Raw genomic sequence first — 24,171 nt, 5'->3', positions numbered from 1 at the left:
CCACCGAGTCGGGATACGTACGGCAGCGGAACGTACCGAACTCTTCGCCGTCGCCCGTTCAACCGATTACCGTGCCATCAAACACGCGCTCCGGCAGCGGCTAGATCCGCAAATTGTCATCATCCACGTCGGAACCCACACCGATACGCGCTTAGTGTGAATTTTCGGACCGATCCTCAGACCCAAAACACCACTGCGGCCAGCCGCGTCTGACGTGGTATTCCTTCCGTTTACCGAACCGATCCTTTGTCAGCTGCTGAAGTTCAGTTCTGTGCGGCCGGCATAGACGCGCAGCACGGCCTCGGTGACGTCGTCGACCGTCAGCCGCGGCACCAGATCCGCAACACCACCGGCCGTCAACGGGTTCCAGTCCAGGCCCAGTGCCGCATAACTATCCGTCAGCACCGAGCGCAATGGTGCGGAATCCTCCACCACAATTACCGAGCTGAACAGCCATGCGCCGGCGACCACCCGCTGCGCTGTGCCCACGAGCTTGATTCGACCATCCCAGCCGCCATCACGGGCGCCGTCGTCGCCGGAGCCGCCGGAGCCGCCGGTGCCGCCGGTGCCGCCGTCGACCCCGAAGCCACCAGCAGACCGCCCGTAGACCGTAAATTCCCCCGGGCAGTACTCCCGCGGGATCTCGCCAATGCCCGCGTCCACGCCCAGACTCTGCAGAGCCTGCGCGAAGAGTTCGCCGAAGTACCCGAACCGGGGCTTCGCGTACACCATCGCGTCCTGCTGGGGCTCAATATGGTCCACAATCAGGCAGCCCCGATGGTAGGCAGCCGCCCGGCCGCCCGCTCTGCGGATCAGCGGTTCGAATCCCTGCCGGGCGGCGGCCGCACAGGCTGCGGCGAAGCCGGGAAGGTTCACGTCGCGCTGTCCGAACGCCATGGTGGGCTTCGGACGGTACAACCGCAACGTAGGCCCAATCTGCTCCGTGCGGGCCGCCGCCAACAGGGTCAGCGCGCCGTCAAGATCCTCCGCTGCCCCCCTACTCACGTCCTGGCGCAGCACCGAAAGAGCCGGTGCGATCCGCACGGGACCGGCTCGCATTCTAAGCTTCCGGAAGTTCGCGCACCGTGAGGATCTGGGCAGCGACCCCGAACGGTCCATGTGCGTCATTGAGCACGGTATTGGTCAACCCGATTCCGTCCGTCCCGAAGGTCACACTGGTGTCCAGGCCCAGCCACTCCCCCACCGGCTCTCGGTGCAGGTGGATGGACAGGTCCACGTTGGGGAACATGTAGCTGCCCGGTCCCGGCGGAACCCGGGAGGCAATCCCATTAGCGGTGTCCACCAAGCCCATCAACCGCACCATGTCCGTCGTCGGCTCGCCTTCAACCATTGGGTATGGGCTGCGTATCCACACCTGGCCGTGGCCGGGGCGGTGGCCTGGCACCACCCGGGCCTCAAGGGAGGCAATGTAGCCGCCCGGCCATTTGTCCAGGTCGTGCCACTCACCTGCTTCTGCCAAGGGGGCCATGGCCGGGTCTTCAACGGCGGCGACGGCGGCGGTCTGGCCACGCTGCAGGCGCCACGCGGTGGCGCGAACGGCCACGCGCTCATTGGCGATCAGCTCCGCCTGCAGTAACTCGATGGTCTTGCCGGGCCGGATTATTTTGGTCTCAATCCGAAATTTCCCGCCGGGGATTATGCCCAGAATATCGAAGCTAATCCGGGCCATCCGCAACTCCGGCCGCGGCCGGTGAAGTTCCAGTTCCCGGGTCATGACTCCGGAAACAGGTGCCATGTGCTGCTCGTGCGGGTTCCAGGCCCCCTGCGTATGAACACTGGATTCATAGTGGCCATCACTCAGGGACCGGTAAAAATAGTTCTGCCCATTGGATCCGGTAGGGACGTCGCCGTGCTCCCGGATCATGACCGATCCGTCGTCGCCGGTATTCTCACTTTGCATGCAAAAGACTCTACCCGCACCGCGACGTGCCTTTGATTCGGGGTTGCACGGCGTGCATCAGCAACAGCCAGCCAGCCGACCAACTAACTCAAATAAACCCGCCGGCCCGTCAGTTCGGCCGGATCAATTCGGACAAACTGGTCGCGCAGGCCGGCGGCCAGCGGTTCCAGCATGATCCTGCCCCACAGGTAGGTCAGCAGGTCCTTGTCCGTAACAGCGCTGGCCGGGCCGCTGGCTAGTACCGCCCATCCCGTGCTCTGCTCGCGCTTGACCATGTCGATTTCAAACGAAGCGACAGCACACGGAAGTGCCGACCCGATCGCGCCCTCGGGCAACGTCCGGAAAAAGATGGTCTCGTCGTGAACCAGATAATTGACCGGAAAGATCAGAATCCGGCCGTCGGCCTGATAAGCGAACCTCCCCGTGGTTTCCATCGCCAGCAGGTTCCAGCACTCGCCCGTCGTCAGCTCGGCATTCACATGACGGGCACCATCAATACGGCCCTCTTCGTCGGTCCAAGATGTCATCGCAGCTGTTCCTCGCTCCCGGGTGTGATGGCGTCGGTGTTCTCATGCACGCCCTATCCTCAGCATATGAGGGCGCTTGGTGTTTGTGTAGGGGGCGCGGTGGGCGGACAAACGAATCGAGGGTTGCCGTCACGCCGGCTACCCTCGATTCCTCCTGCTTTCGATTAGTGCGAAGGCACTGTTCCGTGGTGATGCTCAGCCATGCTCGGCTTGATGGCAGCCGCGGTGACAATTACCCCGATGGCGCCGGTAATCCAGGACGTCCAGGCCGCGCCCGACGCTCCGGTGTAGGAACCAATCCAAGGGGAGATGAACAGCAGCGCAGCCACAACTACTTGTGCCCACTCCATTGCCTGCATCCCGGGCATCGCCAGATTTACAAGACCCGCTATCACCAGCAGTCCGCCGAAGATGATCATCAACGTTACAGAGGCTCCAGCATGAGTCGTCCACATCGTTGCGAGCACCGCGTACAGACCAACTACGATGGCAGCCCAATCCTGCCAGCGCGTCCATTTCTTCATTAGAACCCATCTCCTTGAGACTTGGCTCCCGGGTGTGGGAGTCTCGACAGGTCCAGCTCCAAACAGGGGCCGGGCTCCACTTCCAGTCAACTCCTAAGCCAGCTTGCTGTCCAGTAGTTTTTCACGCCCGCCGGTGCCACTGGGATTAGGCATAAACGGTATTTTCGACCTTCCACTGCATCAGCCTCGGATACACCCAAAAGGTGTAGATACCAAAGGTGATCAGGCTCAGCAAAAACCATTTGATCCAGTGGCCAAAGATGCCCATGCCCGTCCCGGCGAACCGCAGCTGCCGGCCATGCAGATACGTATTAGCCGCCCGCCAGCGCTCTACCAGTACGACGGCGAACGGGTAGCAAATACCGAGGGTACAGACCGTTATCAGCACTCCGAGAAGCTGAGTACCGAACCAGCTCGCCGCGCTTCCGCGGAACTCATAGATTCCAGACCCCGAAATGCTGGAAATGTCGGTCCCGGATGCCCCTCCTGCAGTCTTTCCGGAAGTAATTTGATACTGATTAGTACTCATTCATTTCCCCAATATCTAGAAGCCAATGCGATCGGTAGAACGCTAATGCCGGTTCCGGACCCTGGCGCTATTGGTCGATCTGCACCCGTGCCGCCTCCTGCAGCAGGGGATCCGAAATCATCACCGTGGCCATACCGGGGGCAATGTCGAAGGCCACCAAGCCGCGCGCTTTATCGCCCGGAAGTACATCGCCGGATCCCAAGGGATTCTCCACGAAGAGACTTTGATCCGCCTTGCGGCCTTCGGCGTCCTTGGCGGAGAAGTAGAACGGGTTGGAGCTTGTCTTCCCCTTCTCCGTCTCCCACAGAATATCCAGAACCAGAAATCCGCCGTTCTTCGCCGGGACGGAGAAGGAGGGGTTGCCCACACTTTCCGATCGTGTGGCGGAGACGATGGTGATCTTCGCGGTATTCCCATTGCGCATCTTGGCGGTAAAGGGCGTCCCGACGGTCGGGGCTGCTGAAACGGCTGCCGGCGCGGCCGCAGGTTTGGCGGCCGGTGCAGCAGCCGGTGCAGCAGCCGGTGCAGCAGCGGGGGCAGCAGCGGGGGTGGTTTCCGCCGCTGTCGCCGGTTTGGCCTCCGCCGCAGCAGCAGCATCCGGCGTTGCGGTGGCATCCGAGCAAGAACTCAGCGTGAGGCCGAGCAAGAGCACGGCCGCGGGAACAAAGAGGTTCCGGGGGCGGATTGCTGTGCGGGCCAGTGGCTTCTTCGGAGACGTCTTCTGCGCAGGAGTCTTCTGCGTAAGCGGCCTCTGCTGCGGTGCCGCGGATAAGTCGGACCGGTGGTGGAGTGTGGAGCGCATGGTGAGCCTTTCATAGGTCAAACGTTGCTGACAAAACTGCTGATAAATTCGCGTGAAAAAATTACGTGAAAAATCCGTAGAGCAAATGTGAGTCTGCGTGCGTGGTTACTGCTTTTCCCAGCTGCCGCAGCGGCTGGACTTGAAGTCCTGGCCGGCGGCAAGCAGAACGCTTGGTCTGCCCCCGCCCGGGATGTCGTTCTCGATGATCTTGCTGCCGTTGCTTCCGCTCTGGTAGATCCCCCAGTAGCATCCCGACTGCACCGCGGCGGCGGCCCTGTACGTCCCGGGCTCAATGTCAGTGCCGACCACCCAGGTACCGTCCCGGATAGTATTGGCAGCCTTTTGCTTTTCAGCCCCCGCGACCGCGTCTTCACGCTTCTGTACGGCAGCCTGGGCATCCTTGAGGGCTGCCTCGCCCGCTCCGACAACCGTTTCCCGGGCCGTGACCTTGACCTCCCGGTCGGGAACACCCTTCAGCAGGGCGCTGTAGAGCGCGTTGACTCGTCCGTAATCGACCCGCGCCGAATCCCGGTCCTGTTCAGCGGCCGACTTTTCCTTGTCCAGCGAAAGGTAAGCTTCGCTGGTTTTCGGATCCGGCATTGTGTAGCCGGCTGCCGCGCCGCCGGCGAACAAAAGCACGGCCACCGCAATGCCTGCGGTCCATTTGAGCTTCCACCGTCCCGGCTCTTTGCCGGTCTGGTGCTCCATAACGTCCATTTCCTCTTCGGGTAGAACTGACATCGTTGTGGTCCTTTCAGTCTTTCGGGGCAGGGCCCGCAGCGGATCCCGCACCATGTCTGCAGGGGTAGTCCGGTGTCCTTACCAGCACCGGGATGGCATTACCGAATAGCCAGCCGTTGGCCAGTCCGAGCACCGTGCCGTCCGAGCCGTAGAGCAAAGTGCGCACGGGTATCGGGGTGGTGTCGGTGCGAAGCCCCTTGCGAGGGCCACGGTTGGTTGCCTTGGTCGGCTCGTTCACTGGGACTCCCAAGCGGGGAATAAATGGGTCAGATGCCGCGGCCCGTCCCCCAATCAGGGACCGCGGCATCCGGCGGGAGCATTGCTGCTGTTCCCCGCCACTTCAAGCTACGGCCACGGGTCCCTTGTCACACTAGTCAGTACTGATAACCCCGCTTATCAGTGTTGATCGGCAATAGGCTTCAGAGACCACTATGCTGAAAGTCAGCACAGCCATCGAACAGAACCAGGGGAGGAACGCATGCCAGCCACCGAACTCCCCCTGGAGATGTCCCTTTCCGACGTGGCAGCACTGGCCCGGGTGCAGCGGTCGGTCGTCTCCATGTGGCGGACCCGCAGCGCCACATCCGATAATCCATTTCCGGCGCCGGCGCGGACCGTGCGCGGCCGGGACGTCTTCGATGCCGCGGAAGTGGCCACCTGGCTTGCCTCCACCGGACGCGGTAATAACGCGGAGGCAACCGCGGACGTGGCAGCCTTTGCCGCTCCTTCCACGAGGGCCGCGGGTGCCGACAGAAGATTTCAGACCCTGACCTCACTGCTGGCGCTGCGGGAAATCACGGGTTGGCAGCTCGGCGCGCTGGCAGCAGATCAGCTGCTGGATGCCGCCGACGACTGTGATCCGGACGATGCGTTCCTCTTCCGCGAACTGGAGCACGCCGGGCAGCACTTACCCGAACTCGCACGCTACACGGATGCCCTCGTCGATGCCGCTTTCAATGTCGCAGCGGCATTCGAAAAGCTCATGGACGGCCGGTTCCGCACCGGCCTGCGAGCGCATACTAACGCGGCGCTAAGCCCTGAGGCCGTCGCGCTGGTGGCCGCTGCCGCCGTCGAACTTTCCCGCCAGCTCGGCCCGGACGCGGTTTTCGTCGACTCGACCCCCGGCGGCAGTGACGTGCTGCTGGGCATTGTGCAGCAGGCCGGCGAGGAGCGGAGTCCGGTTTTCGTCACCGCCCAGAACGACGGCGAAGAGGCGCGTCTGGTGCAACGGCGGCTGCGGGTGCACGGTTCAGAGCACCGGAGCCTGCGGGTCGATGAATCGGGTGCGTTCGAGCTCACCGGGCCGGCCGTTCATGTCTGCCAGTACCCATCTCCCGCTTCCCCCGGCATGGCTCCCTGGGACATGCTGCTGGGTATCGACAACACGCTGCTGCAGATGGATGACGACCAGCGGGCGGTGATCGTGGCCCCGGCCCGCGTGCTGTGCGACGCGCCGGCAACAGGAGGGGATCTGGCCCGCTCAAATCTATTGCGCTCGGACCTGCTGCGTTCGGGCCGCGTCCGCGCGGTCATCAGGCTGCCGCAGGGGCTGGTGCGCAGCAAACCGCGGGAGGCCCAGGCCCTATGGGTGCTCGGCCCCTCCCTGGCCGGCGTGGACATCGCTGAGCGGTGGACCATGGTCGCGGATCTGTCCGCGCACAAGCTCACCGACGATGTGGTGCAGGATCTGATCGCCGATATTGCCGCGTCGATGGGCGACCGCGCTGCCGTCCGGTCCCACTCCTTTCGGTTTGCCCGGCTGGTGTTCACCCGCTCCCTGCTGGCCGGGCAGGCATCCCTTGTGGCCGCAGCAGGGGTACGTGCACCGGCCCCTCGGGATTCCGGAGCCCAGGCCGCGCTGCGTGCCGAAGAACTGCTCCGGCTGCTGGCCGCGGATCCGCCTCCTCTGCCCGGCACGGATGCTGTCCTTCCTGCTGCCGAACCGGGCGCGGTGGCCACGACCGCTGCAACCATCGGCACATTGCTGGCAGCCGGGATATTGACCTATCTGCCGGGAAACCGCATCTTGCCCGGCGACCTTACCGCTGATGGGCCTGCCCACGCCGGCGGCACTGCAGTGATTGGCTCTGCCGAGCTATCCGCTCCCGGTGTGGAGCAGTATTCAGGGTCTTCACGGCGCAGTGTCGATTTGCTGCACTTCGCAGCCCGCTACCCCAGCGGCCGGCTCACAGAACCGGGCGACATCGTCTTCTGTACCAGCCCGCGCCCCGCCGCGGTCGTCGATCAGAGCGGTGGCGCCGTCGTCGTACTTCCCGCACGCGTGCTGCGGATTAACGCCCGCGATCCGCGCGGACTGCATCCTTTCGTCATTGCCGCGGACATCAATGCCCAAGCCGCCGGCGCAAAGAATTGGCGGACCTGGCGGCTGCGGCACGTGCCAAATGCCCAACGCGTTCCGCTGACCGAGGCCCTGGCACAGCTCCAACACGCCGAGCGCGAAGCCCGGCAACGTCTGGCCCGGCTCGAAGAACTGGGTACCCTGATCAGGGACGGTGTGGCCGGCGGAAGCCTGCGCCTCGCCGTTCACCACGCTCCCCCGGAAGGAACCCCCTAGTGCCCCCGAAGTCTGCCGCGCCCAAGAGTGCCGCGCTGCCCTCCACCATGAAGGAACTCAAGGACACACTGTGGAAGGCCGCGGACAAATTGCGCGGTTCCATGGACGCCTCGCAGTACAAGGACGTGATCCTGGGGCTGGTGTTCCTAAAGTATGTCTCCGACGCATTCGACGAGCGGCGCGGGCAGATCGAGACCGAACTGGCCGCCGAGGGATTGAACGCCGAGCAGGTGGCCCAGCTCATTGACGACACGGACGAATACACCGGCCGCGGCGTCTTTTGGGTTCCCGCCCGGGCGCGCTGGACCTTTTTGGCGCAGAACGCCAAGGGCACCCAGGCCGGCCCGGGCGCTGCAGGCCCGGACGCCCCGGGGACTCCGGGGGCTGCGAAGACCATCGGCGAGCTCATTGACGACGCGATGGAACTGATCATGGGCTCCAACCCCACCCTCGCCGCCACCCTGCCGCGCATCTTCAACCGGGACAACATCGACCAGCGCCGCCTCGGCGAACTGCTGGACCTGTTCAACTCCGCCCGCTTCACCGGCCACGGCGCCACCAAGGCCCGCGACCTGCTCGGCGAGGTGTACGAATACTTCCTGGAGAAATTTGCCCGCGCCGAGGGCAAGCGCGGCGGCGAGTTCTACACCCCCGCCGGCGTGGTCCGCGTGCTGGTGGAGGTGCTCGAGCCCACCCACGGCCGCGTCTACGATCCCTGCTGCGGCTCCGGCGGCATGTTCGTGCAGACCGAGAAGTTCCTGGAACACCACGCCAAAGAGGGCTCGGACATCTCCGTCTACGGGCAGGAGCTCAACGAGCGCACCTGGCGGATGGCCAAAATGAACCTCGCCATCCACGGACTCAACGCCAACCTCGCCACCCGCTGGGGCGACACCTTTGCCCGCGACCAGCACCCCGAGCTCACCGGCGACCGCGGCGCCGACTTCATCATGGCCAACCCGCCCTTCAACATCAAGGACTGGGCCCGCTCCGAATCCGATTCGCGCTGGAAATACGGCATCCCGCCCGCCGGCAACGCTAACTACGCCTGGATCCAGCACATCATCTCCAAGCTGGCCCCCGGCGGCAGCGCCGGCGTGGTCATGGCCAACGGCTCCATGTCGTCCAACTCCGGTGGCGAAGGCGAGATCCGCGCCCAGCTGGTCGAGGCGGACCTGGTCTCCTGCATGATCGCCCTCCCCACCCAGCTCTTCCGGTCCACCGGCATCCCCGTCTGCACCTGGTTCTTCGCCAAAGACAAGGGCGCTGGCACGCACGGCTCCGCGGACCGGACCGGGCAGGTGCTGTTCATCGACGCCCGGAACCTGGGCTACATGGTGGACCGCGCCGAACGGGCACTCTCCGACGAGGACATTGCGAAAATCGCCGGCACCTTCCACGCCTGGCGCGGGACAGCTTCCGCTGTCGAGGCAGGCTTGACGTACGACGACGAAGCCGGCTTCTGCTATTCCGCTGCACTTGCTGAGGTCAAGGCGGCCGACTACGCACTCACCCCCGGCCGCTACGTTGGCGCGGCCGAGGTTGAGGACGACGGCGAGCCGATCGAGGAGAAGATTGAGAGGCTGTCCAAGGAACTGTTCGAGCAGTTCGACGAGTCCGAGCGGCTGGCAGCTGTTGTGCGTGAGCAATTGGGGAAGGTCTCGTGACAATTCCTCAAGGCTGGCGAATTATGCCCCTATCCGAAATCGTTTCCATTCAACGTGGGTTTGACCTCCCTCATCAGGCAAGGCGTCCAGGACCTTTCCCTGTCCTGACCTCTGGCGACACCGGCGGATTCCATGATGAAGGTCCTATAAAAGGCCCCGGAGTCACTATAGGACGCGCCACCAACCTTGGTCAGCCCAAGTGGTCAGATGGAGACTTCTGGCCCCACAACACCACGATGTTCGTTAAGGATTTCATGGGTAACGAACCTCGGTGGGTCTTCCACTTTTTCGAGAACACGGACTTAGCCGGATACGATTCTGGTTCCGTTCAACCAATGCTGAACCGCAACTACATCGCACATGTTCCCGTTTTCGTTCCGCCCATCGCGGAGCAGCGGGCAATTGCGGAGGTGCTGGGGGCGCTCGACGACAAGATCGCCGCCAACACCAAACTCGCCTCCACAGCAAGTGACCTTGCCGGCTTGGCTTACGATCGGATGGCTTCTCAATTGGAATCGCTGCCAATGAGTACAGTCTTAAAGCCAGTCTTGGGAGGCACACCCCCGCGGTCCCGCGGTGACCTTTGGATGGGCGACCGGTTATGGGCGTCAGCTAAGGACATCACGGGGGCCGATTTTGGCGTTGTCACAGACACAGATGAAAAGATCACCGATCTGGCTGTCACGACCACAAAAGCTAAGCCGCTGCCCACCGGAAGCGTTATTCTCACGGCGCGAGGTACTGTCGGCGCGGTCGCACGCTTGGCTGAACCTGCGTCCTTCAATCAGTCTTGTTATGGCTTCGTTCCTGGAGCTGTCCCGCCGGGTGTCCTCTACTTTTCGGTTCTGCGAGCAACGCAGAGGGCAAAAGAGATTGCCCATGGCTCAGTTTTCGACACCATCACTATGAAGACGTTTGACCATCTGGTATTCCCTAACTTCGACAATGAAGCTCTAGCTTCAACTGAACGGCACATCGGTCCAGTACTCGCGGCTATTACTGCCAGAGTGATGGAAAACGCAAAACTTGCCGCCACCCGCGACGCACTTCTCCCCCAGCTGATGTCCGGCAGGTTGCGCGTTAGGGATGCGGAGAAGGTGCTTGAGGACGCCGTGTGAAATCGTAGGCGGTCCGTTTCCCAATGTTGCAGACGACGTCTGCAACATTGGGAAACGGTATTTGTGCAAGGCCTTGCACAATTGCCAACTACCAGGTTTTCGGCTTCGCCCAAGCTCTCCACAGGGCGTAGCCCGGCAGCGGAAGAATGTCTGTGGCCGGCGATACGCTGTTGCCACAACTGACGTTCGGAAATCTCCGGGTCAGGGATGCGGGAGCTTTGGAGGCGGCACAGTGAAAAGCAACGAGCCGAAGGACGGCAACAAAGAAGATGAAGAGGCGGACGCGGGCCATTGGTTGCCTTCGACGCCTGCGCGTTCCACGATGCCGGAATGATATCCGGATCTGCTGGCTTCAGCCGTGGAGCGGGTCTCGACTGGCCGCAATCGTGCCGTCGCGGCTGCTAATCAAGAACTTGTTGCCACGTATTGGGCCATCGGACGTGACATACTCGCCCGCCAGAGCGAAGAAGGGTGGGGCACCAAGGTTGTCTCCCGCCTTTCCGCCGATATCGGATCGGAGTTCCCGGAGGCGAAGGGATTCTCGCCCCGTAACTTTCGCTATATGCGTACCTTTGCAGCAGCCTGGGATTCCGAAGCAATTGGGCAAGCACCGCTTGCCCAATTGCCCTGGTACCACCACATAGCCCTTCTTCAGCATCTTGAGAATGAAGCAAGCAGACTTTGGTACGCCGCGGCAGCCATCGAAAACGGCTGGTCGCGCAAAGTTCTAGTGCATCAGATCAACACCCGATTCTACGAACGCTCTGGCAAAGCCACCACCAACTTCAAGGCGACCTGCCGCCGTCGGACTCTGACCTGGCCCAACAGCTGACCAAGGACCCGTACGTCTCCGACTTCGTCACCATGACGGACAGGCACAATGAGCGCGAGCTTGAAACCCAGCTGGTAAATCATGTGCAGAAGTTCCTCCTGGAGCTGGGGCAGGGCTTCGCGTTCCTAGGCGAGCAGGTGCGGCTGGTGATCGGCGGAGACGAATTTTTTGCGGACCTGCTCTTCTACAACTTCAAGCTTCGCCGGTTCGTCGTCGTCGAGCTGAAAGCCACCAAGTTTGATCCTGGCTACCTAGGCCAGTTAGGCATGTACATGTCCGCTGTGGATGACCTGCTGGCACACGCCGAGGACAAACCGACCATAGGCCTCCTGCTGTGCAAGTCGAAGAACAATGTGGTGGCCGAATACGCGCTCCGAGGCTACAAGTCACCGATTGGCGTGTCCGAATGGAAGACACAAATTGTGAACTCGCTACCCGAGGAGTTCGCGTCCAGCCTGCCAAGCATTGAAGAACTGGAAGCCGAGCTGTCCGAACATGGGGGTGGGTGACGCTGACCGCGGGCAATTCGGAGTCTAGTCATAAGTGGGCAGGCCTTCTTCCTTGGGCGGGTGGACGACGAGCACGGGACAGTGCGCGTGAGCCACGCAAGCGGAGCTGACTGATCCCAGCAGCAGGCCGCCGAATCCGCCGCGCCCGCGCCTGCCGACCACGAGCATGGCTGCGCCCTTGCTGGCGTCGATCAGCGTGGAACGGGCCGGCCCCTGGACCAGCCTGGCGGAGACGTTCGACGGGATGTCGCCGTCAAACGCTCCCTGCACGCTGTCGTCGAGGACCTGCCGGGCGGTCGATTCGAAGTCGCTGGCGTTGAGGGCATAAGGCGCCGCATAGAAACCGGGGAAGTCCCAGCACGTCATCGCATCCACTCTGGCGCCGAGGAGCGAGGCGAGCCGTGCGGCCTCCCGAAGCGCTTCAATGGACGCATCGGATCCATCGAGCCCGACGACGATTCTTGCCTGTGCATCTTGCGTGACCATGGTTTTGTCCTTTTGATCGTGCGGAAATGCCTGTCCTTTCAGTCTTACCCGTGCCGGCGAGCGCCGGTAGGGCCCAAAGGCACATGCCGGGCCCCAGCCAGGACAGAACGCGGCCGGGACCGAACGCGGCGAATCTTGTGCCCCGGGTCTTTGGACCCTTGCTGCCGGTTGGACCGGGACGGAAGAATGGCCTTGTCCGCCACCGCGGACGCCGAGTAGAAAACGCCGAGTAGAAAACCAGGTTCCGTGGTCAGCTCCGACTCCTCCAGCACACAGCCATCCGGCGCGCCGCCGCGGGGCACGCCAGAGCCGCGGGGCACGCCAGAGCCGCGCGGCGACGGGCGCCCTTCGACGCCGGCCATCGGGGTCTACATTCTTGACGATCATGAACTGGTACGCCGCGGGCTCGCGGAGTTGCTGGAAGGTGAGGGGTTCGCCGTCGTCGGTTCGTCCGGCTCAGCGGCCGAGGCAACACGACAGATTCCCGCGCTTCACCCCGATGTCTGTGTTTTGGATGCGCGTTTGCCCGACGGAACCGGGATCGAGGTCTGCCGCGATGTGCGCGCCGTGGACCCCTCGCTGCGCTGCCTGATCCTGACCAGCTACGACGACGAGCACGCCGTCCGCGGGGCGGTACTGGCCGGCGCGGCGGGTTACGTGCTCAAGGAGATCGGCGGCACTGACCTGGTCTCTGCCCTGCGCCGTGCCGCCGGTGGGAAATCCCTTTTTGACTCCGCGCTGAAGGACCGTGTGGTCCGGGGACTGGCCGAACCTGTTCATCCGGATCCGCGGGTTGCGATGCTGACGGCCCAGGAACGGAAGGTGCTGGACCTGATCGGGCAGGGAATGACGAACCGGCAAATCGGCCAGGAACTGTTCCTGGCCGAGAAGACGGTCAAGAACTACGTGTCGTCGCTGCTGGCCAAGCTTGGCTTTGAGCGCCGCACCCAGGCAGCGGTCTACGTGACGCGGATCCCCTGAAGCGCCAGGATACCTGTGCGGCTAAACCCCGGGTACCGGCACCGGCAGCGGCACCGACCAGCAAAGCCGCGTCCCGTTTCCGGGCGCGCTTTCCACGCTCAAGGACCCTTTGAGCTCCCGGGCCCGGTGGTCCATGTTGGCCAGCCCGCTCCGGTGCGCCGGGGCGCCAAAGCCCGTGCCGTCGTCGTCCACCAGAAGGCTGGCGCGCCCGTCCGCTACCGCAATCGTCACCTCGATCGTCTCCGCGCCGGAGTGCCGCACCGCATTGCTCACCCCTTCGGAGAGGACCGCCAGCAAATGCGCGCTGGTGACGTCGTCGATGGCGGTATCCACCGGTCCGGCCAGGTACAGCCGCGGTGCGAAAGGAAGCTCCCGGGTGGCATTGCGGACACTGCGCAGGATCCGGCTGCTGAGCAGTTCGACGTTCCCTGCGCTTTCCTGCAGGGAATAAATGGTGTCCCGCAGGTCCCGGATCGTGGCGTCCAGTTCGCCCGTCACGGCATGGATCCGCTGCACCGCCGTCGGATTATCCGTGAGCCGGCCCAGGCTTTGGACGCTCAGCCCGGCCGCGAACAGCCGTTGAATAACCACGTCGTGCAGGTCCTTGGCAATCCGGTCCCGGTCCGTCAGGACCACCAACTGTTCGCGCAGCCGGTTGGTGCGGACCAGTTCCAGGGCCAGCGCCGCCTGGGCTGCATAGAGTCCAGCCATGTCCAGAAAAGCTGCCGAATAGTTCCCGGCGCCCGGGGACCGGAGGAAGATCAGGACGCCATGTGCCATGTCTGAGGACCCCAACGCCACGGCGAGGGCGGGGCCGTACGCCTTGCCCTGGCCGGCTCCCATCAGCTCCGCGGCAGTGAGCGCTACGGGGCCGCCGGACTTCAGTACACGGCGGACGACGGCGGCATCGAGTTCCAGCGGTCTTCCCCGGAACGCTCCGGCTCCGTCACCGGCAGCCGCGGCGATGTAGCTTGGTCCGCCGTCGTCGGAGGGAACGGCGATCAGTACCATGTCCGCGCCGGAGACCTCACGCGCGCGGGCGGCGACCAGATCGGGACCGGATTCTCCCCCGGCCCTGCCGCTGCTCATCGTGCTGCCGCTGCCCATGGCACGGCCTGCAACGTCCATGCAGGCCTCCAGCCATCGAGAGCGAAGCAGCGAGTCGTCGAAAAGTTTCGCGTTCTCAATGGCGACGCCGGCAGCGGTTGCCAGCGCGACGGCCAGGTCCTCGTCCTCCGTGGTGAACAGCTCTCCGTTCTCCTTTTCGGTGAGGTACAGATTGCCGAAGACGGTGTCCCGGACCCGGACCGGCACACCCAGGAAAGTCCGCATGGGCGGATGGTGCTCGGGAAAGCCGTAGGAGGCAGGATGGTTGCGCAGGTCAGGCAACCGGATCGGCCGCGGCTCGCGGATCAGCAGCCCCAGCACGCCGTGGCCGGTGGGCAGGGGGCCGATTCTGGCGGCGAGCTCCGGGTCGATGCCGACCGTGATGAAGTGGCTCAGCCCACCCTCCTCGCCGATGACGCCCAGCGCCCCGAAGCCGGCATGCAGCAAAGTGCAGGCCGATTCGACTATTTGTTTCAGCACGGAGGCCAGATCCAGCTCCACCCCAATCGATACCACCGCAGCCATCAGGCCCTGCATACGTTCCTGGGTGTACAGCAGTTCGCCCGATCTCGGGGAGTCTTTCATCCGGCACCTCCAGAGGGAACCAACTTAGTGCTGACAGACTACCGTGGGTACCTGCGGAGACGGCTGGAGCGGTGAGCAGCACCGTCGTCTCCGTGACCCCGTTACCTCCATCCGACTTCGTATAGTCTCTAACACATGGATGCAACCGACCGACCCGACGTCGAAAAGCTTGAGCAGACCGAATGCTGGCATCTGCTGGAAGGCCATGTTCTGGGCCGCCTGGCGATCGTGGTGGACGGTCACCCGGACATCTTCCCCGTAAATTACGTCGTGGACAACGGCTCCGTCGTTTTCCGCACCGCCAAGGGGACCAAGCTGCTGGGCGCGCTTGATAACACCCCGGTGGCCCTTGAAATCGACGGCTACGACTCCCACACCGAATTAGCGTGGAGCGTAGTGTTGCGCGGAGCCGCCCGCGAGGTCCGTCGTCCGGAAGAGCTAACCAGTGCCAATGCCGCCTCTCTGGAACCGTGGCAAGGGGGCCTGAAGGATCATGTGATACGCATCATAACGCTTAACCTCAGCGGACGAAGATTCCCTGTGACGCAGCCGGACATCTGGAAGACGCCCCTGTCTGATCCGCGCCGCGCGTCGTTCGAATAGCGGCCGGTGGGGATACCGCGCGCCGAGGCTGGTGGCTGTCATGCCGCCGTACTGCGTGATGCCGCCTCTCCTGAGTCCGTAGTACAGGGCACAACGGCCCTACTGGCCGCCGTCCGGCCGGACTACGCTCGGTTCCATGAGCACCAACCAGCCAGCCGCCCGCACCGAAATCCTCGACCACAGCGTCTGTTGGGCCCTGCTGCGCGGCGTCTCGGTCGGGCGGCTTGCGGTATGGGTGGACGACCACCCGGACATCTTCCCCATTAATTACGCGGTGGATCACGCCACAGTGGTTTTCCGCACCGGTGAGGGCACCAAACTCTCCGCAGCCGCGGGGGCAGTGCCGGTCGCCATGGAAGCGGACGGTGTGGACCCGGACACCGGAATTGCCTGGAGCGTCGTCGTGAAGGGTCCCGCGTCCGCCGTCAGCGGCACGGACGAAGTGCTGGAGACCTTTTCCCTGATGCTCTTTCCCTGGGAGGCCGGCCACAAGGACGTCTTCCTCCGCATCTCCCCCACCCTGGTCACCGGCCGTCGCTTCCAGGTCACCCCGCCGGCCGAATGGTGGACCGCGCAGGCACAGGCGCCTCGTACAGCTCAGGAATGACCATCAGCCACACCCAACCAGTGAAGGATCCAATGTGAAAGCGCTCGTCTATCAGGGCCCCGGTAAGAAGAGCTGGACCGATGTACCGCAGCCGGTGCTGCTCAATCCCTCCGACGCCATTGTCAGGGTGGACACCACAACCATCTGCGGAACAGACCTGCACATCCTCAAGGGCGATGTCCCTGCCGTGCAGGAGGGGCGCATCCTGGGCCACGAGGGCGTGGGCACCGTGACGGAAGTCGGCGACGGTGTCCACGACCTGGTGGTGGGCGACAGGGTCATTATTTCCTGCATCAAGTCCTGCGGCCACTGCATCAACTGCCGTTCCGGCCTCTACTCCCACTGCCTGGGCGAGGAGGGTGTGGCGGGAATCGGCTGGGTATTCGGGCACCTCATTGACGGCACGCAGGCCGAATTTGTCCGCGTGCCCTACGCGGATAATTCGCTTTACAAAATGCCCGACGGCGTCAGCGACGCCGAGGCCGTCATGCTTTCGGACATCCTTCCCACGGGATTCGAAATCGGCGTCCAAGCCGGCGGGGTCAAACCCGGTGACGTGGTGGCGGTGATCGGCGCCGGTCCCGTCGGCCTTGCGGCCGTTATGACGGCAGGACTATGCGGTGCCGCGACCGTCATCGCCGTCGACCTTGATCCGTCCAGGCTGGAACAGGCCCTGGACTTCGGGGCCACCCACACGGTCATGTCGGGTTCACCGGGCTGGCGGGAGCAGATCCTGGCCCTGACAGACGGTGCCGGCGTGGATGTCGCCATCGAAGCCGTCGGCGTTCCGGAAACGTTTGCCATGGCCGTCGACGTCGTCCGGCCAGGCGGCAGGGTCGCTAACGTCGGGGTCCACGGACGCTCCGTTGAACTCCACCTTGAGGACCTGTGGATCCGCAACATCAGCATCAGCATGGGCCTGGTCAACACCTCCAGCACAGCCATGCTGCTCCGGCTGGTCACCCAGCACAAGGTCCAGGCCGCCAAGTTCGCCACGCACCATTTCAGCTTCGATGAATTCCCGGCTGCCTATGACACGTTCACCCGCGCCGCCGAAACCAAGGCGCTCAAGGTCATCATCAGCCGCCAAACCGAGGCCGATGAGTAACCTAGGCTCCCCGGGAGCGCTGCTCCGGCGTTACCCGATAATCGCCGCTACCTTCGTGGCAGGCGTTGTGGTTACCTCGCTTCTCCTGGCCGGAAACACCGGCACAGCGCGGTGGAGCGCAAGCGTGTTTGCCTTGTGCGTCGCTGCCTACAGAACGGTGGGGATGGTGCGGGACATCGCCCACGGGCGCTGGGGCGTCGATCTGCTGGCCGTCACCGCCATCGTGAGCACCGTTGCCGTCGGGGAATACCTCGCGTCGCTGATTATCGTTCTGATGCTCGAAGGCGGTGCGGCGCTGGAGGACTTTGCGGCCGGGCGGGCGCGGGCGGAGCTCAGCGCTCTGCTCGATCGTGCCCCCCAGCTGGCACACCGTGAGAGCGGCGGCGGTGCCCTGGAGGATATCCCGGCCGCCGACGTGAAACCCGAGGATGTCCTGCTGGTGCGGCCGTCGGAAGTCGTACCGGTGGATGCAACGCTGCTCTCCCCCACGGCGGTCTTCGATGAATCAGCCATCACCGGCGAAAGTCTGCCCGCCGAACACATTGCAGGGGATCCGGTCCTGAGCGGATCGGTCAATTCAGAGAGCTCCGTGCGGCTGCAGGCATCGGCGGCCGCGGCGGATTCGCAATACAGCCGCATCATTGCCCTGGTACAAGCCGCTGCCGAAAGCCGCGCCCCCGTCGTCAGGCTGGCGGACCGCTACGCCGTGCCGTTCACCGTCGTTGCCCTGGTGATGGGTGCCTTAGCCTGGCTGCTCAGCGGGGAACCGGCAAGGTTTGCGGAAGTGCTCGTTGTCGCCACGCCGTGCCCCCTGCTGATTGCTGCGCCGGTGGCCTTTCTTGGCGGGATGAGCCGCGCGGCGCACGCCGGAATCATCATTAAGAACGGCTCCACGTTGGAGCAGCTGTCCCGGGTGCGGACCATTGTCCTGGACAAAACCGGAACGCTGACAAATGGACGACCGGCGCTGGACGAGGTGCGGTTGGCTCAAGGCCCGGGTCCGGGCGTTGGCAGCAAGGATGATCTGCTGGTCCTGGCCGCAGCCGCCGAGCAGGCGTCCTCCCATGTTTTGGCCGCGGCCATCGTCTCCGCCGCGCAGCACCGGGGACACCTGCTAGCGCTGCCCACCAGTGCCACCGAGCATGCCACGGACGGCGTGACAGCCATGGTCTCCGGGCACAAAGTCGCCGTGGGGAAACGAAGCTTCATCGCGCGCACATCCGGTCCCATCGCTCAGGCGCCGTTACGCAGCGGGCAACTGGCCGTCTATGTCAGCGTGGATGGAACGTTCGCGGGGACGCTGGTCATGAGCGATCCGATGCGTCCCGAAGCCCCCGGCACCCTCGCAGCGCTCGCCGGTCTCGGTGTTCGCCATTCCATGATGGTCACCGGGGATTCGCAGGCCACGGCCGCCCATATTGCCGCTTCAGCGGGCATTGAAAATGTGCAGGCAGAGTGCCGGCCGGAGGACAAGGTCTCGATCGTCGGGAACCTGCCGCACCGTCCCATACTCATGGTCGGCGACGGCGTCAATGACGCTCCCGTCCTTGCCGCAGCGGATGTCGGTGTCGCCATGGGAGCCAAGGGCTCTACGGCCGCCAGCGAATCCGCGGACGTGGTGATCATGGTTGATGACTTATCCAGAGTCGCCCAGGCCGTATCGATCGGCCAGCGGACCATGCGGATAGCGGTCGGCAGCATCTGGATAGGAATTCTGCTCAGCATCGCACTCATGGCCGCCGCCGCCGTCGGCCTAATTCCAGCTGTTGCCGGGGCGCTCAGCCAGGAAGCGGTGGATCTCGCCACTATTTTGAACGCACTGCGGGCGGTCAGACCCGGAGCGTTGGAGCGGCGGAAACCCAACTCGGGGCTTTCGGCCCTTTTGGTACCTGCGGCGAAAGCATAGGCTCATTCCATGAGCGATCAAACCCGAGACGAAGCGTTGGTGCCCACGCCCGAAATCCTGGCAGCGGCCGAATGCTGGCAGCTTCTGACCGAAGTAAGTGTGGGCCGATTGGGCGTTATCAGCGACGGCCATCCGGACGTGTTTCCGGTCAATTTCAAGGTCGACAAAGAAACCGTGGTGTTCCAGACGGGTGACGGGACCAAGCTGGACGCGATTGAAGAGGGGGGAAGCGTTGCCCTCGAAGCGGACTCCGTCAGCGCCGAGTTTGGCATTGCCTGGAGCGTCATCATCAAGGGCGCAGCCACAGTCGTGGCGCGATCTGACGTGGACCTGAACAGAATCGGCCGGCCGCTTTTCCCCTGGCAGGGAATTGGCCGGGACCACATCATCAGGATTTCACCGGCGTCAATCACCGGACGGCGCTACGTCACGAAGGCCTGGCGCGAATAGCGGCAGGGCTGGAACCACTACTACCAGTTCGGTCACCTCGGTGCAAGACTGGGTTGATGGACCGTCAGCAAGCACAAGAGCACACGTCCGTCGTGATCCGGCCTTATCAGCCTTCGGATGCTGCAGAAACTCTGGCGGTTTTCATTTCGGCTGTGACAGAGACCGCTGCCGCGGACTACACGGCTGAGCAAGTACAAGCGTGGGCTCAGCCCGACAGGCGCGACACAGGGACTTGGCACAAAGCGATGCTGGCCCGGAACAGCTTCGTTGCGGCAATCGGAGCCAAACTGGCCGGCTTCACGGATGTAGCCCCCGACGGTTACGTGCACATGATGTTCGTCTCGCCGCGTCACCAGCGGCGTGGAGTAGCGCACCAACTACTCGCGCACGTGGAAGCGCAGGCACGCCGCGAAGGAACCCCCGAGCTCTCAGCCAACGTCAGCATTACGGCGCGGCCGTTCTTCGAGCGGCATGGCTTCACAGTCGAAGCAGAACAGCACCCGGTGGAAGCAGGGGTGGAGCTGATTAACTACAAGATGCGAAAAGACCTGCGATAAGGGGATGTGCCGGACGGAGCGGACCGCGACGAGCCAGGTCACCGGCAGTAGGCTTCGAAGATGTTGGAACCCGATGGTCCCAAACGGCTTGAACCGGGAATGGCCCGGGGTTACCTGCTCCATGTCCAGCGCAACGACAGGTGAGTCTGGATTGAAGAAAAGGCCAAGCGGGACGACTGGCATGCCAGCGTCCTTGAGTGACAACCAAGCTGCACTAGGAGACAAAGATGCGTCGTGGAACCTCATTCGCGCTACTGACGGGACTTCTCGTCTTGTTGCTCTTCTCCGTATTCGTCCAGGTAAGAGCTCTCCCGGCCGAGGTCCAGCGCGTAACCGCGGTGTTCCCCGAGGTCATCCCAATCGAGGTTCCCTCCGTCGTCTGGGGAGTCATCGCAATCGCCTGCTGGCAAGCCGTTGCCCTTATTGGATTGCGGATTGTCGTACTCGCTCGTGACCACAAATTCGACCCATCCGCCTACGGATGGTTACGCGCGATCGTCGGCTGCCTACTCTTATTCATCGTGCTCGTTGTATCAGCTTTCATCGCGTTGAACGTCATGGGCTACGGGACCCCAGGCGTCCTGCTCGGCCTTATCGGCGGAGGCCTCATGGCTCTGATCGGTGCAAGTTCTCTCGCACTCTTTCTAGGAACCAGACCCTTCAGAGGGAACTATTCGCACGCCTGACTTGGGCCGACTGTAAGAATGGGGCATGCCTGCGCATAACTTTCCGATCCGACGGTTAACCGAAGACCCGGCCAATGTCCTCGATCGCCACCGGTGGCCAGGTGTCCTGCCGCCTGTCGCCCAGGTTCTGGACCAAGGACTCGATCTGAGCCCAGCCACCATCTTCGTCGGCGAAAACGGGTCGGGCAAATCCACCCTTGTGGAAGCTATTGCACTCGCCTACGGCTTGTCTGCCGAAGGAGGCTCCACAGGGGCCCGCCACAGCACCAGGTCCACGGAATCCGTCCTCGCCGATCACCTGCTGCTGGTCCGCAACGCCGGCGCCACACGACGCGGCTACTTCCTGCGGGCGGAAACCATGCACGGATTCTTCACCTATCTCGAGAAAAACCCGAGCACGTCGGGTCCGGACATTTCGTTCCACGACATGTCACACGGCGAGTCGTTTCTGGAGCTGGCGGTGGACCGTTTCCGGGGACGAGGTTTATGGGTGCTTGATGAACCAGAGTCGGCGCTGTCCTTCGCAGGTTGCCTCAGCCTGCTCGCGGTCTTGAAAGATCTCCTCACCGACGGCCACTCGCAGGTCATCATGTCCACACACTCCCCTGTCCTGGCGGCCCTCCCCGGCGCGCAGATCCTCGAGGCGGGCCCGTGGGGACTTCGGCGGCAGGAATGGTTAAACCTCGATCTGGTTTCCAACTGGCAATCATTCCTGGACTCACCCGAAAGATACCTGCGGCATCTATAAGGGACAGCAATGGGTGCCTTACCGGCCGAACTTTGCGACGTCACTTGGGCCGGGCAGCCTGCCTTCGGTGCAGCGATGAAACTTCGTCCGGTGAACAGTCCACTGCAGGCACGCTGCGATGTCGATCAGCACTTGATATCCGCTGCAGGGAGCACGCTCACATGCCTGCCGACAATCGTCCCCCGATTGGCGCAGGGCCAGGCAAGTTCTCCGGCGCAGGTTCCTTGGTCGTGCTCAGCCTCAACTGACCTTGCGACCGTAGGTGGCGATCGCGAAGGCGTAGGCGACGGCGAGGAGGCTGACAAGCCAGGCGAGGGCAATCCAGACCTCACTGCCGACGGCTTGTTGGGCGAACAGTGCTCGGATGGTGTTCACAATAGAGGTCACGGGCTGGTTTTCCGCGAACCATGCGACCGGGCCGGGCATTGAGCTGGTGGGGACAAAGGCCGAGCTGATGAACGGCAGGAAGATCAGGGGGTAGCTGAACGCGCTCGCGCCGTCGACGGTCTTTGCCGAGAGGCCGGCAATCACGGCGAGCCAGGTCACTGCCAGGGTGAACAGAATCAGCATTCCGGCAACGGCGAGCCAGACGGCGATGGATGCTCCGGTGCGGAACCCCATGATCAGGGCGACGCCGATGACGACGGCGACGGAAACCAGGTTCGCGGTCACGGAGGTGAGCACGTGCGCCCAGAGCACGCTCGACCTCGCGATTGGCATGGACTGGAAGCGTTCGAAGATTCCGCCTTGCAGGTCGAGGAAGAGCCGGTACGCAGTGTACGCGACGCCGGATGCGATCGTGATGAGCAGAATGCCGGGGAGCAGGTAGTTAACGTAAGACTGGCTGGATCCGGTGTGGATCGCACCGCCGAGCACGTACACGAACAGCAGCAATAGCGCCACCGGTGTGACTACGGTGGTGATGATCGTGTCCGGGCTGCGCAGGATGTGGCGCAGCGAACGGCCGGTCAGCACGCTGGTGTCGCCGAGGACGTGAGTGGTCATTGCATTTCATTTCGTGCCGGGACGTTGCTGTCTGCGGGGTCGTCGGCGGTGGTCCCGGCCTCGCCCGTTTCACCCACGAGGGCGAGGAAGACGTCCTCAAGGGAGGACTGTTTCTCGACGAATTCGACTCTGGCCGCGGGGAGGACTTGCTTGAGTTCGGCGAGGGTTCCGTTCTGGATGATCGTGCCCTTGTGCAGAATCGCGATGCGATGGGCAAGTTGTTCCGCTTCGTCGAGGTGCAGCGTGGTGAGCAGTACCGTCGTGCCCTGGTCGGCGAGTTTCTTCATGGTCTGCCACACCTCGATGCGCGCTTGGGGGTCGAGCCCGGTCGTCGGTTCGTCGAGGAAAATGATCGGGGGGTTCCCGATCAGGGACATCGCGATGTCGAGCCGGCGTCGCATACCGCCCGAGTACGTTGACGCCTTGCGGTCCCCTGCGTCGGTGAGCGAGAAGCGAGCGAGGAGGTCGTCAGCGATGGCCCCTGCATTCTTCAGGTGACGCAGCTTGGCGACGAGCACGAGATTCTCCCTCCCGGTGAGCACGTCATCGACGGCGGCGAACTGGCCCGTGAGGCTGATCGACTCCCGCACTTTGCCCGGATTCGCGGCGACGTCGACGCCGTGGACCGTAGCGGTGCCTGCGTCGGCCTTCAGCAGCGTCGACAGGATTCGTACCAACGTGGTCTTGCCTGCCCCGTTCGAGCCGAGCAGCGCGAAGATACTCCCCGCCTCCACATCGAAGTCGACGCCGCATAGCACGTCCACGTCCTTAAATGACTTCCTGATGCCCTTCACCTGGACAGCAGGTTGGGCAGTCACTTTCGTTCCTCGCGCACGGCGTCCTCGATGCTCCTGTTCAGTCGCGCACGTTCCTTGTCGATCCAGTGCCTGCCCGCATAGGCCTGGCCAAAGGTTTCGGCAAAATCAACCGGATCGTCGCCGACAATCTCGCGCACGGGCATCCCGTCGACCGCGGCACGCTCCCACAGATCGGCCAAGTGGCCGAACATTCTGATGAGTGTCCCGCCGTCGGTCACGCCGCCGTAGTACATGAAATACCGGTGCATGGCCTGCGCGGCACTCCTGTATGGCTCGTGAAGGGCGTCAATGCGGGCTTTGTCCTGTTTGTACTGCTTCTTTTGCTCAAGCGATCCCGTGAGGGTCTCGATCCACTTTGTGGCCATTGCTACTGTCCTTTTCCCTGATGGTGTTCGCTGTGGTGGTGAAGCCGTTCGATGCGTTCTGCGAGGAAATCCCAGGTGCTCCAAAACCCGCCGAGGTACTCGCCGCCGAGGGCGTTAAGGGAGTAGACCTTGCGTGGAGGCCCTTTCTCAGATGGAACCTTCGCCACGTCCACAAATCCGCGCTGCTCGATCCTGATCAGCAACGCATAGACGGTGCCCTCGACGATGTCGGAGAAGCCCTGCTCGCGCAGCTGAGCCGTGATCTCGTACCCGTATGCCGGCTGCCCGGCCAGGATCTCGAGCACAATTCCTTCGAGCGTCCCTTTGAGCATCTCGGTCATCTGCTGCTTGCTCATGGATTCCATTCTCTTTACTACTCGGTGACACTGACTACTACTACATAGTATCGCGGAC

General features: G+C 63.3%; 28 protein-coding genes. 14 read left to right on the top strand and 14 right to left on the bottom strand.

Going from position 1 to position 24,171, the window contains the following annotated elements; all coding sequences use genetic code 11:
* Positions 1–249 precede the first annotated feature (249 nt).
* The 8 genes from IV500_RS14860 to IV500_RS14825 form a co-directional block, all read right to left on the bottom strand.
* On the bottom strand, positions 250–1,059 hold the full coding sequence (locus tag IV500_RS14860) for a lipoyl protein ligase domain-containing protein (RefSeq protein ID WP_196397589.1): 810 nt from the start codon (positions 1,057–1,059) through the stop codon (positions 250–252).
* 1 nt (position 1,060) lies between these two features.
* Positions 1,061–1,885 carry a thioesterase family protein gene (locus tag IV500_RS14855; RefSeq protein WP_196397610.1) on the bottom strand — a complete coding sequence of 275 codons (825 nt, stop codon included), beginning with the start codon at positions 1,883–1,885 and terminating at the stop codon, positions 1,061–1,063.
* A gap of 119 nt (positions 1,886–2,004) precedes the next feature.
* Positions 2,005–2,448, bottom strand: coding sequence for a pyridoxamine 5'-phosphate oxidase family protein (locus IV500_RS14850; protein ID WP_196397588.1), 444 nt, complete (start codon positions 2,446–2,448; stop codon positions 2,005–2,007).
* Positions 2,449–2,612: 164 nt separating this feature from the next.
* Positions 2,613–2,972, bottom strand: a complete 360-nt coding sequence (locus IV500_RS14845; protein WP_196397587.1) for an SPW repeat domain-containing protein — start codon at positions 2,970–2,972, stop codon at positions 2,613–2,615.
* A 145-nt stretch (positions 2,973–3,117) separates the two neighbouring features.
* Positions 3,118–3,501 carry a DUF898 family protein gene (locus IV500_RS14840; protein WP_196397586.1) on the bottom strand — a complete coding sequence of 128 codons (384 nt, stop codon included), beginning with the start codon at positions 3,499–3,501 and terminating at the stop codon, positions 3,118–3,120.
* A 67-nt stretch (positions 3,502–3,568) separates the two neighbouring features.
* On the bottom strand, positions 3,569–4,303 hold the full coding sequence (locus IV500_RS14835; protein WP_230855019.1) for a DUF4352 domain-containing protein: 735 nt from the start codon (positions 4,301–4,303) through the stop codon (positions 3,569–3,571).
* Positions 4,304–4,408: 105 nt separating this feature from the next.
* Positions 4,409–5,044: an Rv1352/Rv1906c domain-containing protein gene (locus IV500_RS14830; RefSeq protein WP_196397585.1), complete on the bottom strand. Its 636-nt coding sequence runs from the start codon at positions 5,042–5,044 to the stop codon at positions 4,409–4,411.
* 13 nt (positions 5,045–5,057) lie between these two features.
* Positions 5,058–5,282 carry a hypothetical protein gene (locus IV500_RS14825; RefSeq protein ID WP_196397584.1) on the bottom strand — a complete coding sequence of 75 codons (225 nt, stop codon included), beginning with the start codon at positions 5,280–5,282 and terminating at the stop codon, positions 5,058–5,060.
* A 240-nt stretch (positions 5,283–5,522) separates the two neighbouring features.
* Between IV500_RS14825 and IV500_RS14820 the strand changes: the two genes are divergently transcribed.
* The 5 genes from IV500_RS14820 to IV500_RS21580 all read left to right on the top strand — a co-directional run bounded on the left by IV500_RS14820 (position 5,523) and on the right by IV500_RS21580 (position 11,745).
* Positions 5,523–7,619, top strand: coding sequence for a hypothetical protein (locus IV500_RS14820; RefSeq protein ID WP_230855018.1), 2,097 nt, complete (start codon positions 5,523–5,525; stop codon positions 7,617–7,619).
* 47 nt (positions 7,620–7,666) lie between these two features.
* On the top strand, positions 7,667–9,286 hold the full coding sequence (locus tag IV500_RS14815; RefSeq protein ID WP_196397607.1) for a class I SAM-dependent DNA methyltransferase: 1,620 nt from the start codon (positions 7,667–7,669) through the stop codon (positions 9,284–9,286).
* A complete protein-coding gene (locus IV500_RS22175) occupies positions 9,283–10,404 on the top strand; it encodes a restriction endonuclease subunit S (RefSeq protein WP_196397583.1) in 1,122 nt (373 codons plus the stop codon). Before IV500_RS14815 ends, IV500_RS22175 begins: the two co-directional genes overlap by 4 nt.
* A gap of 358 nt (positions 10,405–10,762) precedes the next feature.
* Positions 10,763–11,236 carry a DUF1016 N-terminal domain-containing protein gene (locus IV500_RS21585; protein WP_312875940.1) on the top strand — a complete coding sequence of 158 codons (474 nt, stop codon included), beginning with the start codon at positions 10,763–10,765 and terminating at the stop codon, positions 11,234–11,236.
* A gap of 32 nt (positions 11,237–11,268) precedes the next feature.
* Positions 11,269–11,745, top strand: coding sequence for a PDDEXK nuclease domain-containing protein (locus IV500_RS21580; protein ID WP_230855017.1), 477 nt, complete (start codon positions 11,269–11,271; stop codon positions 11,743–11,745).
* A 24-nt stretch (positions 11,746–11,769) separates the two neighbouring features.
* On the opposite strand, the gene IV500_RS14800 is transcribed toward IV500_RS21580, so the two are convergent.
* A complete protein-coding gene (locus tag IV500_RS14800; RefSeq protein WP_196397582.1) occupies positions 11,770–12,231 on the bottom strand; it encodes a universal stress protein in 462 nt (153 codons plus the stop codon).
* 360 nt (positions 12,232–12,591) lie between these two features.
* Here IV500_RS14800 and IV500_RS14795 point away from each other — a divergent pair, with 360 nt between their 5' ends.
* Positions 12,592–13,212 carry a response regulator gene (locus tag IV500_RS14795; RefSeq protein ID WP_196397606.1) on the top strand — a complete coding sequence of 207 codons (621 nt, stop codon included), beginning with the start codon at positions 12,592–12,594 and terminating at the stop codon, positions 13,210–13,212.
* Between the two features lie 21 nt (positions 13,213–13,233).
* On the opposite strand, the gene IV500_RS14790 is transcribed toward IV500_RS14795, so the two are convergent.
* Positions 13,234–14,904, bottom strand: a complete 1,671-nt coding sequence (locus IV500_RS14790; protein WP_196397581.1) for a GAF domain-containing sensor histidine kinase — start codon at positions 14,902–14,904, stop codon at positions 13,234–13,236.
* A 135-nt stretch (positions 14,905–15,039) separates the two neighbouring features.
* Here IV500_RS14790 and IV500_RS14785 point away from each other — a divergent pair, with 135 nt between their 5' ends.
* The 8 genes from IV500_RS14785 to IV500_RS14750 all read left to right on the top strand — a co-directional run bounded on the left by IV500_RS14785 (position 15,040) and on the right by IV500_RS14750 (position 21,569).
* Positions 15,040–15,507 carry a pyridoxamine 5'-phosphate oxidase family protein gene (locus IV500_RS14785; protein ID WP_196397580.1) on the top strand — a complete coding sequence of 156 codons (468 nt, stop codon included), beginning with the start codon at positions 15,040–15,042 and terminating at the stop codon, positions 15,505–15,507.
* A gap of 136 nt (positions 15,508–15,643) precedes the next feature.
* On the top strand, positions 15,644–16,114 hold the full coding sequence (locus IV500_RS14780) for a pyridoxamine 5'-phosphate oxidase family protein (protein WP_196397579.1): 471 nt from the start codon (positions 15,644–15,646) through the stop codon (positions 16,112–16,114).
* Between the two features lie 34 nt (positions 16,115–16,148).
* Complete coding sequence (locus IV500_RS14775) at positions 16,149–17,222, top strand: zinc-dependent alcohol dehydrogenase family protein (protein ID WP_196397578.1); 1,074 nt, start codon at positions 16,149–16,151, stop codon at positions 17,220–17,222.
* On the top strand, positions 17,215–19,128 hold the full coding sequence (locus IV500_RS14770) for a heavy metal translocating P-type ATPase (RefSeq protein WP_196397577.1): 1,914 nt from the start codon (positions 17,215–17,217) through the stop codon (positions 19,126–19,128). The genes IV500_RS14775 and IV500_RS14770 overlap by 8 nt, the downstream gene beginning before the upstream one ends.
* Before the next feature lie 9 nt (positions 19,129–19,137).
* Positions 19,138–19,578 carry a pyridoxamine 5'-phosphate oxidase family protein gene (locus IV500_RS14765; protein ID WP_196397576.1) on the top strand — a complete coding sequence of 147 codons (441 nt, stop codon included), beginning with the start codon at positions 19,138–19,140 and terminating at the stop codon, positions 19,576–19,578.
* Positions 19,579–19,634: 56 nt separating this feature from the next.
* The gene (locus IV500_RS14760) at positions 19,635–20,135 is read left to right on the top strand and encodes a GNAT family N-acetyltransferase (RefSeq protein ID WP_196397575.1); all 501 of its coding nucleotides are present in this window, start codon (positions 19,635–19,637) and stop codon (positions 20,133–20,135) included.
* A gap of 227 nt (positions 20,136–20,362) precedes the next feature.
* Positions 20,363–20,821: a DUF2975 domain-containing protein gene (locus IV500_RS14755; protein ID WP_196397574.1), complete on the top strand. Its 459-nt coding sequence runs from the start codon at positions 20,363–20,365 to the stop codon at positions 20,819–20,821.
* Between the two features lie 25 nt (positions 20,822–20,846).
* Positions 20,847–21,569, top strand: coding sequence for an AAA family ATPase (locus IV500_RS14750; RefSeq protein ID WP_196397573.1), 723 nt, complete (start codon positions 20,847–20,849; stop codon positions 21,567–21,569).
* A gap of 240 nt (positions 21,570–21,809) precedes the next feature.
* Here IV500_RS14750 and IV500_RS14745 read toward each other — a convergent pair whose 3' ends face one another.
* From IV500_RS14745 to IV500_RS14730, 4 genes are read right to left on the bottom strand one after another with little or no spacing between them, the layout of a single operon-like run.
* On the bottom strand, positions 21,810–22,574 hold the full coding sequence (locus IV500_RS14745; RefSeq protein WP_196397572.1) for an ABC transporter permease: 765 nt from the start codon (positions 22,572–22,574) through the stop codon (positions 21,810–21,812).
* The gene (locus tag IV500_RS14740) at positions 22,571–23,392 is read right to left on the bottom strand and encodes an ABC transporter ATP-binding protein (protein ID WP_196397571.1); all 822 of its coding nucleotides are present in this window, start codon (positions 23,390–23,392) and stop codon (positions 22,571–22,573) included. The genes IV500_RS14745 and IV500_RS14740 overlap by 4 nt, the downstream gene beginning before the upstream one ends.
* The gene (locus tag IV500_RS14735; RefSeq protein ID WP_196397570.1) at positions 23,389–23,757 is read right to left on the bottom strand and encodes a DUF1048 domain-containing protein; all 369 of its coding nucleotides are present in this window, start codon (positions 23,755–23,757) and stop codon (positions 23,389–23,391) included. Before IV500_RS14735 ends, IV500_RS14740 begins: the two co-directional genes overlap by 4 nt.
* Positions 23,758–23,759: 2 nt before the next feature.
* Positions 23,760–24,113, bottom strand: a complete 354-nt coding sequence (locus IV500_RS14730) for a PadR family transcriptional regulator (protein ID WP_196397569.1) — start codon at positions 24,111–24,113, stop codon at positions 23,760–23,762.
* Positions 24,114–24,171 lie beyond the last annotated feature (58 nt).

The sequence above is a fragment of the Arthrobacter terrae genome, from assembly GCF_015708085.1.
GTDB classification, from domain to species: Bacteria; Actinomycetota; Actinomycetes; order Actinomycetales; family Micrococcaceae; genus Arthrobacter_M; species Arthrobacter_M terrae.
The sequence above is the reverse complement of the archived record's forward strand: the minus strand, read 5'-3'. Positions and strand labels throughout refer to the sequence as shown.

Coding starts and splice junctions, on each gene's coding strand:
- IV500_RS14860 (WP_196397589.1), bottom strand. CDS start 1,059: ATGCGAGCCGGTCCCGTGCGGATCGCACCGGCTCTTTCGGTGCTGCGC.
- IV500_RS14855 (WP_196397610.1), bottom strand. CDS start 1,885: ATGATCCGGGAGCACGGCGACGTCCCTACCGGATCCAATGGGCAGAAC.
- IV500_RS14850 (WP_196397588.1), bottom strand. CDS start 2,448: ATGACATCTTGGACCGACGAAGAGGGCCGTATTGATGGTGCCCGTCAT.
- IV500_RS14845 (WP_196397587.1), bottom strand. CDS start 2,972: ATGAAGAAATGGACGCGCTGGCAGGATTGGGCTGCCATCGTAGTTGGT.
- IV500_RS14840 (WP_196397586.1), bottom strand. CDS start 3,501: ATGAGTACTAATCAGTATCAAATTACTTCCGGAAAGACTGCAGGAGGG.
- IV500_RS14835 (WP_230855019.1), bottom strand. CDS start 4,303: ATGCGCTCCACACTCCACCACCGGTCCGACTTATCCGCGGCACCGCAG.
- IV500_RS14830 (WP_196397585.1), bottom strand. CDS start 5,044: ATGTCAGTTCTACCCGAAGAGGAAATGGACGTTATGGAGCACCAGACC.
- IV500_RS14820 (WP_230855018.1), top strand. CDS start 5,523: ATGCCAGCCACCGAACTCCCCCTGGAGATGTCCCTTTCCGACGTGGCA.
- IV500_RS14815 (WP_196397607.1), top strand. CDS start 7,667: ATGAAGGAACTCAAGGACACACTGTGGAAGGCCGCGGACAAATTGCGC.
- IV500_RS21580 (WP_230855017.1), top strand. CDS start 11,269: ATGACGGACAGGCACAATGAGCGCGAGCTTGAAACCCAGCTGGTAAAT.
- IV500_RS14800 (WP_196397582.1), bottom strand. CDS start 12,231: ATGGTCACGCAAGATGCACAGGCAAGAATCGTCGTCGGGCTCGATGGA.
- IV500_RS14790 (WP_196397581.1), bottom strand. CDS start 14,904: ATGAAAGACTCCCCGAGATCGGGCGAACTGCTGTACACCCAGGAACGT.
- IV500_RS14785 (WP_196397580.1), top strand. CDS start 15,040: ATGGATGCAACCGACCGACCCGACGTCGAAAAGCTTGAGCAGACCGAA.
- IV500_RS14780 (WP_196397579.1), top strand. CDS start 15,644: ATGAGCACCAACCAGCCAGCCGCCCGCACCGAAATCCTCGACCACAGC.
- IV500_RS14770 (WP_196397577.1), top strand. CDS start 17,215: ATGAGTAACCTAGGCTCCCCGGGAGCGCTGCTCCGGCGTTACCCGATA.
- IV500_RS14765 (WP_196397576.1), top strand. CDS start 19,138: ATGAGCGATCAAACCCGAGACGAAGCGTTGGTGCCCACGCCCGAAATC.
- IV500_RS14760 (WP_196397575.1), top strand. CDS start 19,635: ATGGACCGTCAGCAAGCACAAGAGCACACGTCCGTCGTGATCCGGCCT.
- IV500_RS14755 (WP_196397574.1), top strand. CDS start 20,363: ATGCGTCGTGGAACCTCATTCGCGCTACTGACGGGACTTCTCGTCTTG.
- IV500_RS14750 (WP_196397573.1), top strand. CDS start 20,847: ATGCCTGCGCATAACTTTCCGATCCGACGGTTAACCGAAGACCCGGCC.
- IV500_RS14745 (WP_196397572.1), bottom strand. CDS start 22,574: ATGACCACTCACGTCCTCGGCGACACCAGCGTGCTGACCGGCCGTTCG.
- IV500_RS14735 (WP_196397570.1), bottom strand. CDS start 23,757: ATGGCCACAAAGTGGATCGAGACCCTCACGGGATCGCTTGAGCAAAAG.
- IV500_RS14730 (WP_196397569.1), bottom strand. CDS start 24,113: ATGAGCAAGCAGCAGATGACCGAGATGCTCAAAGGGACGCTCGAAGGA.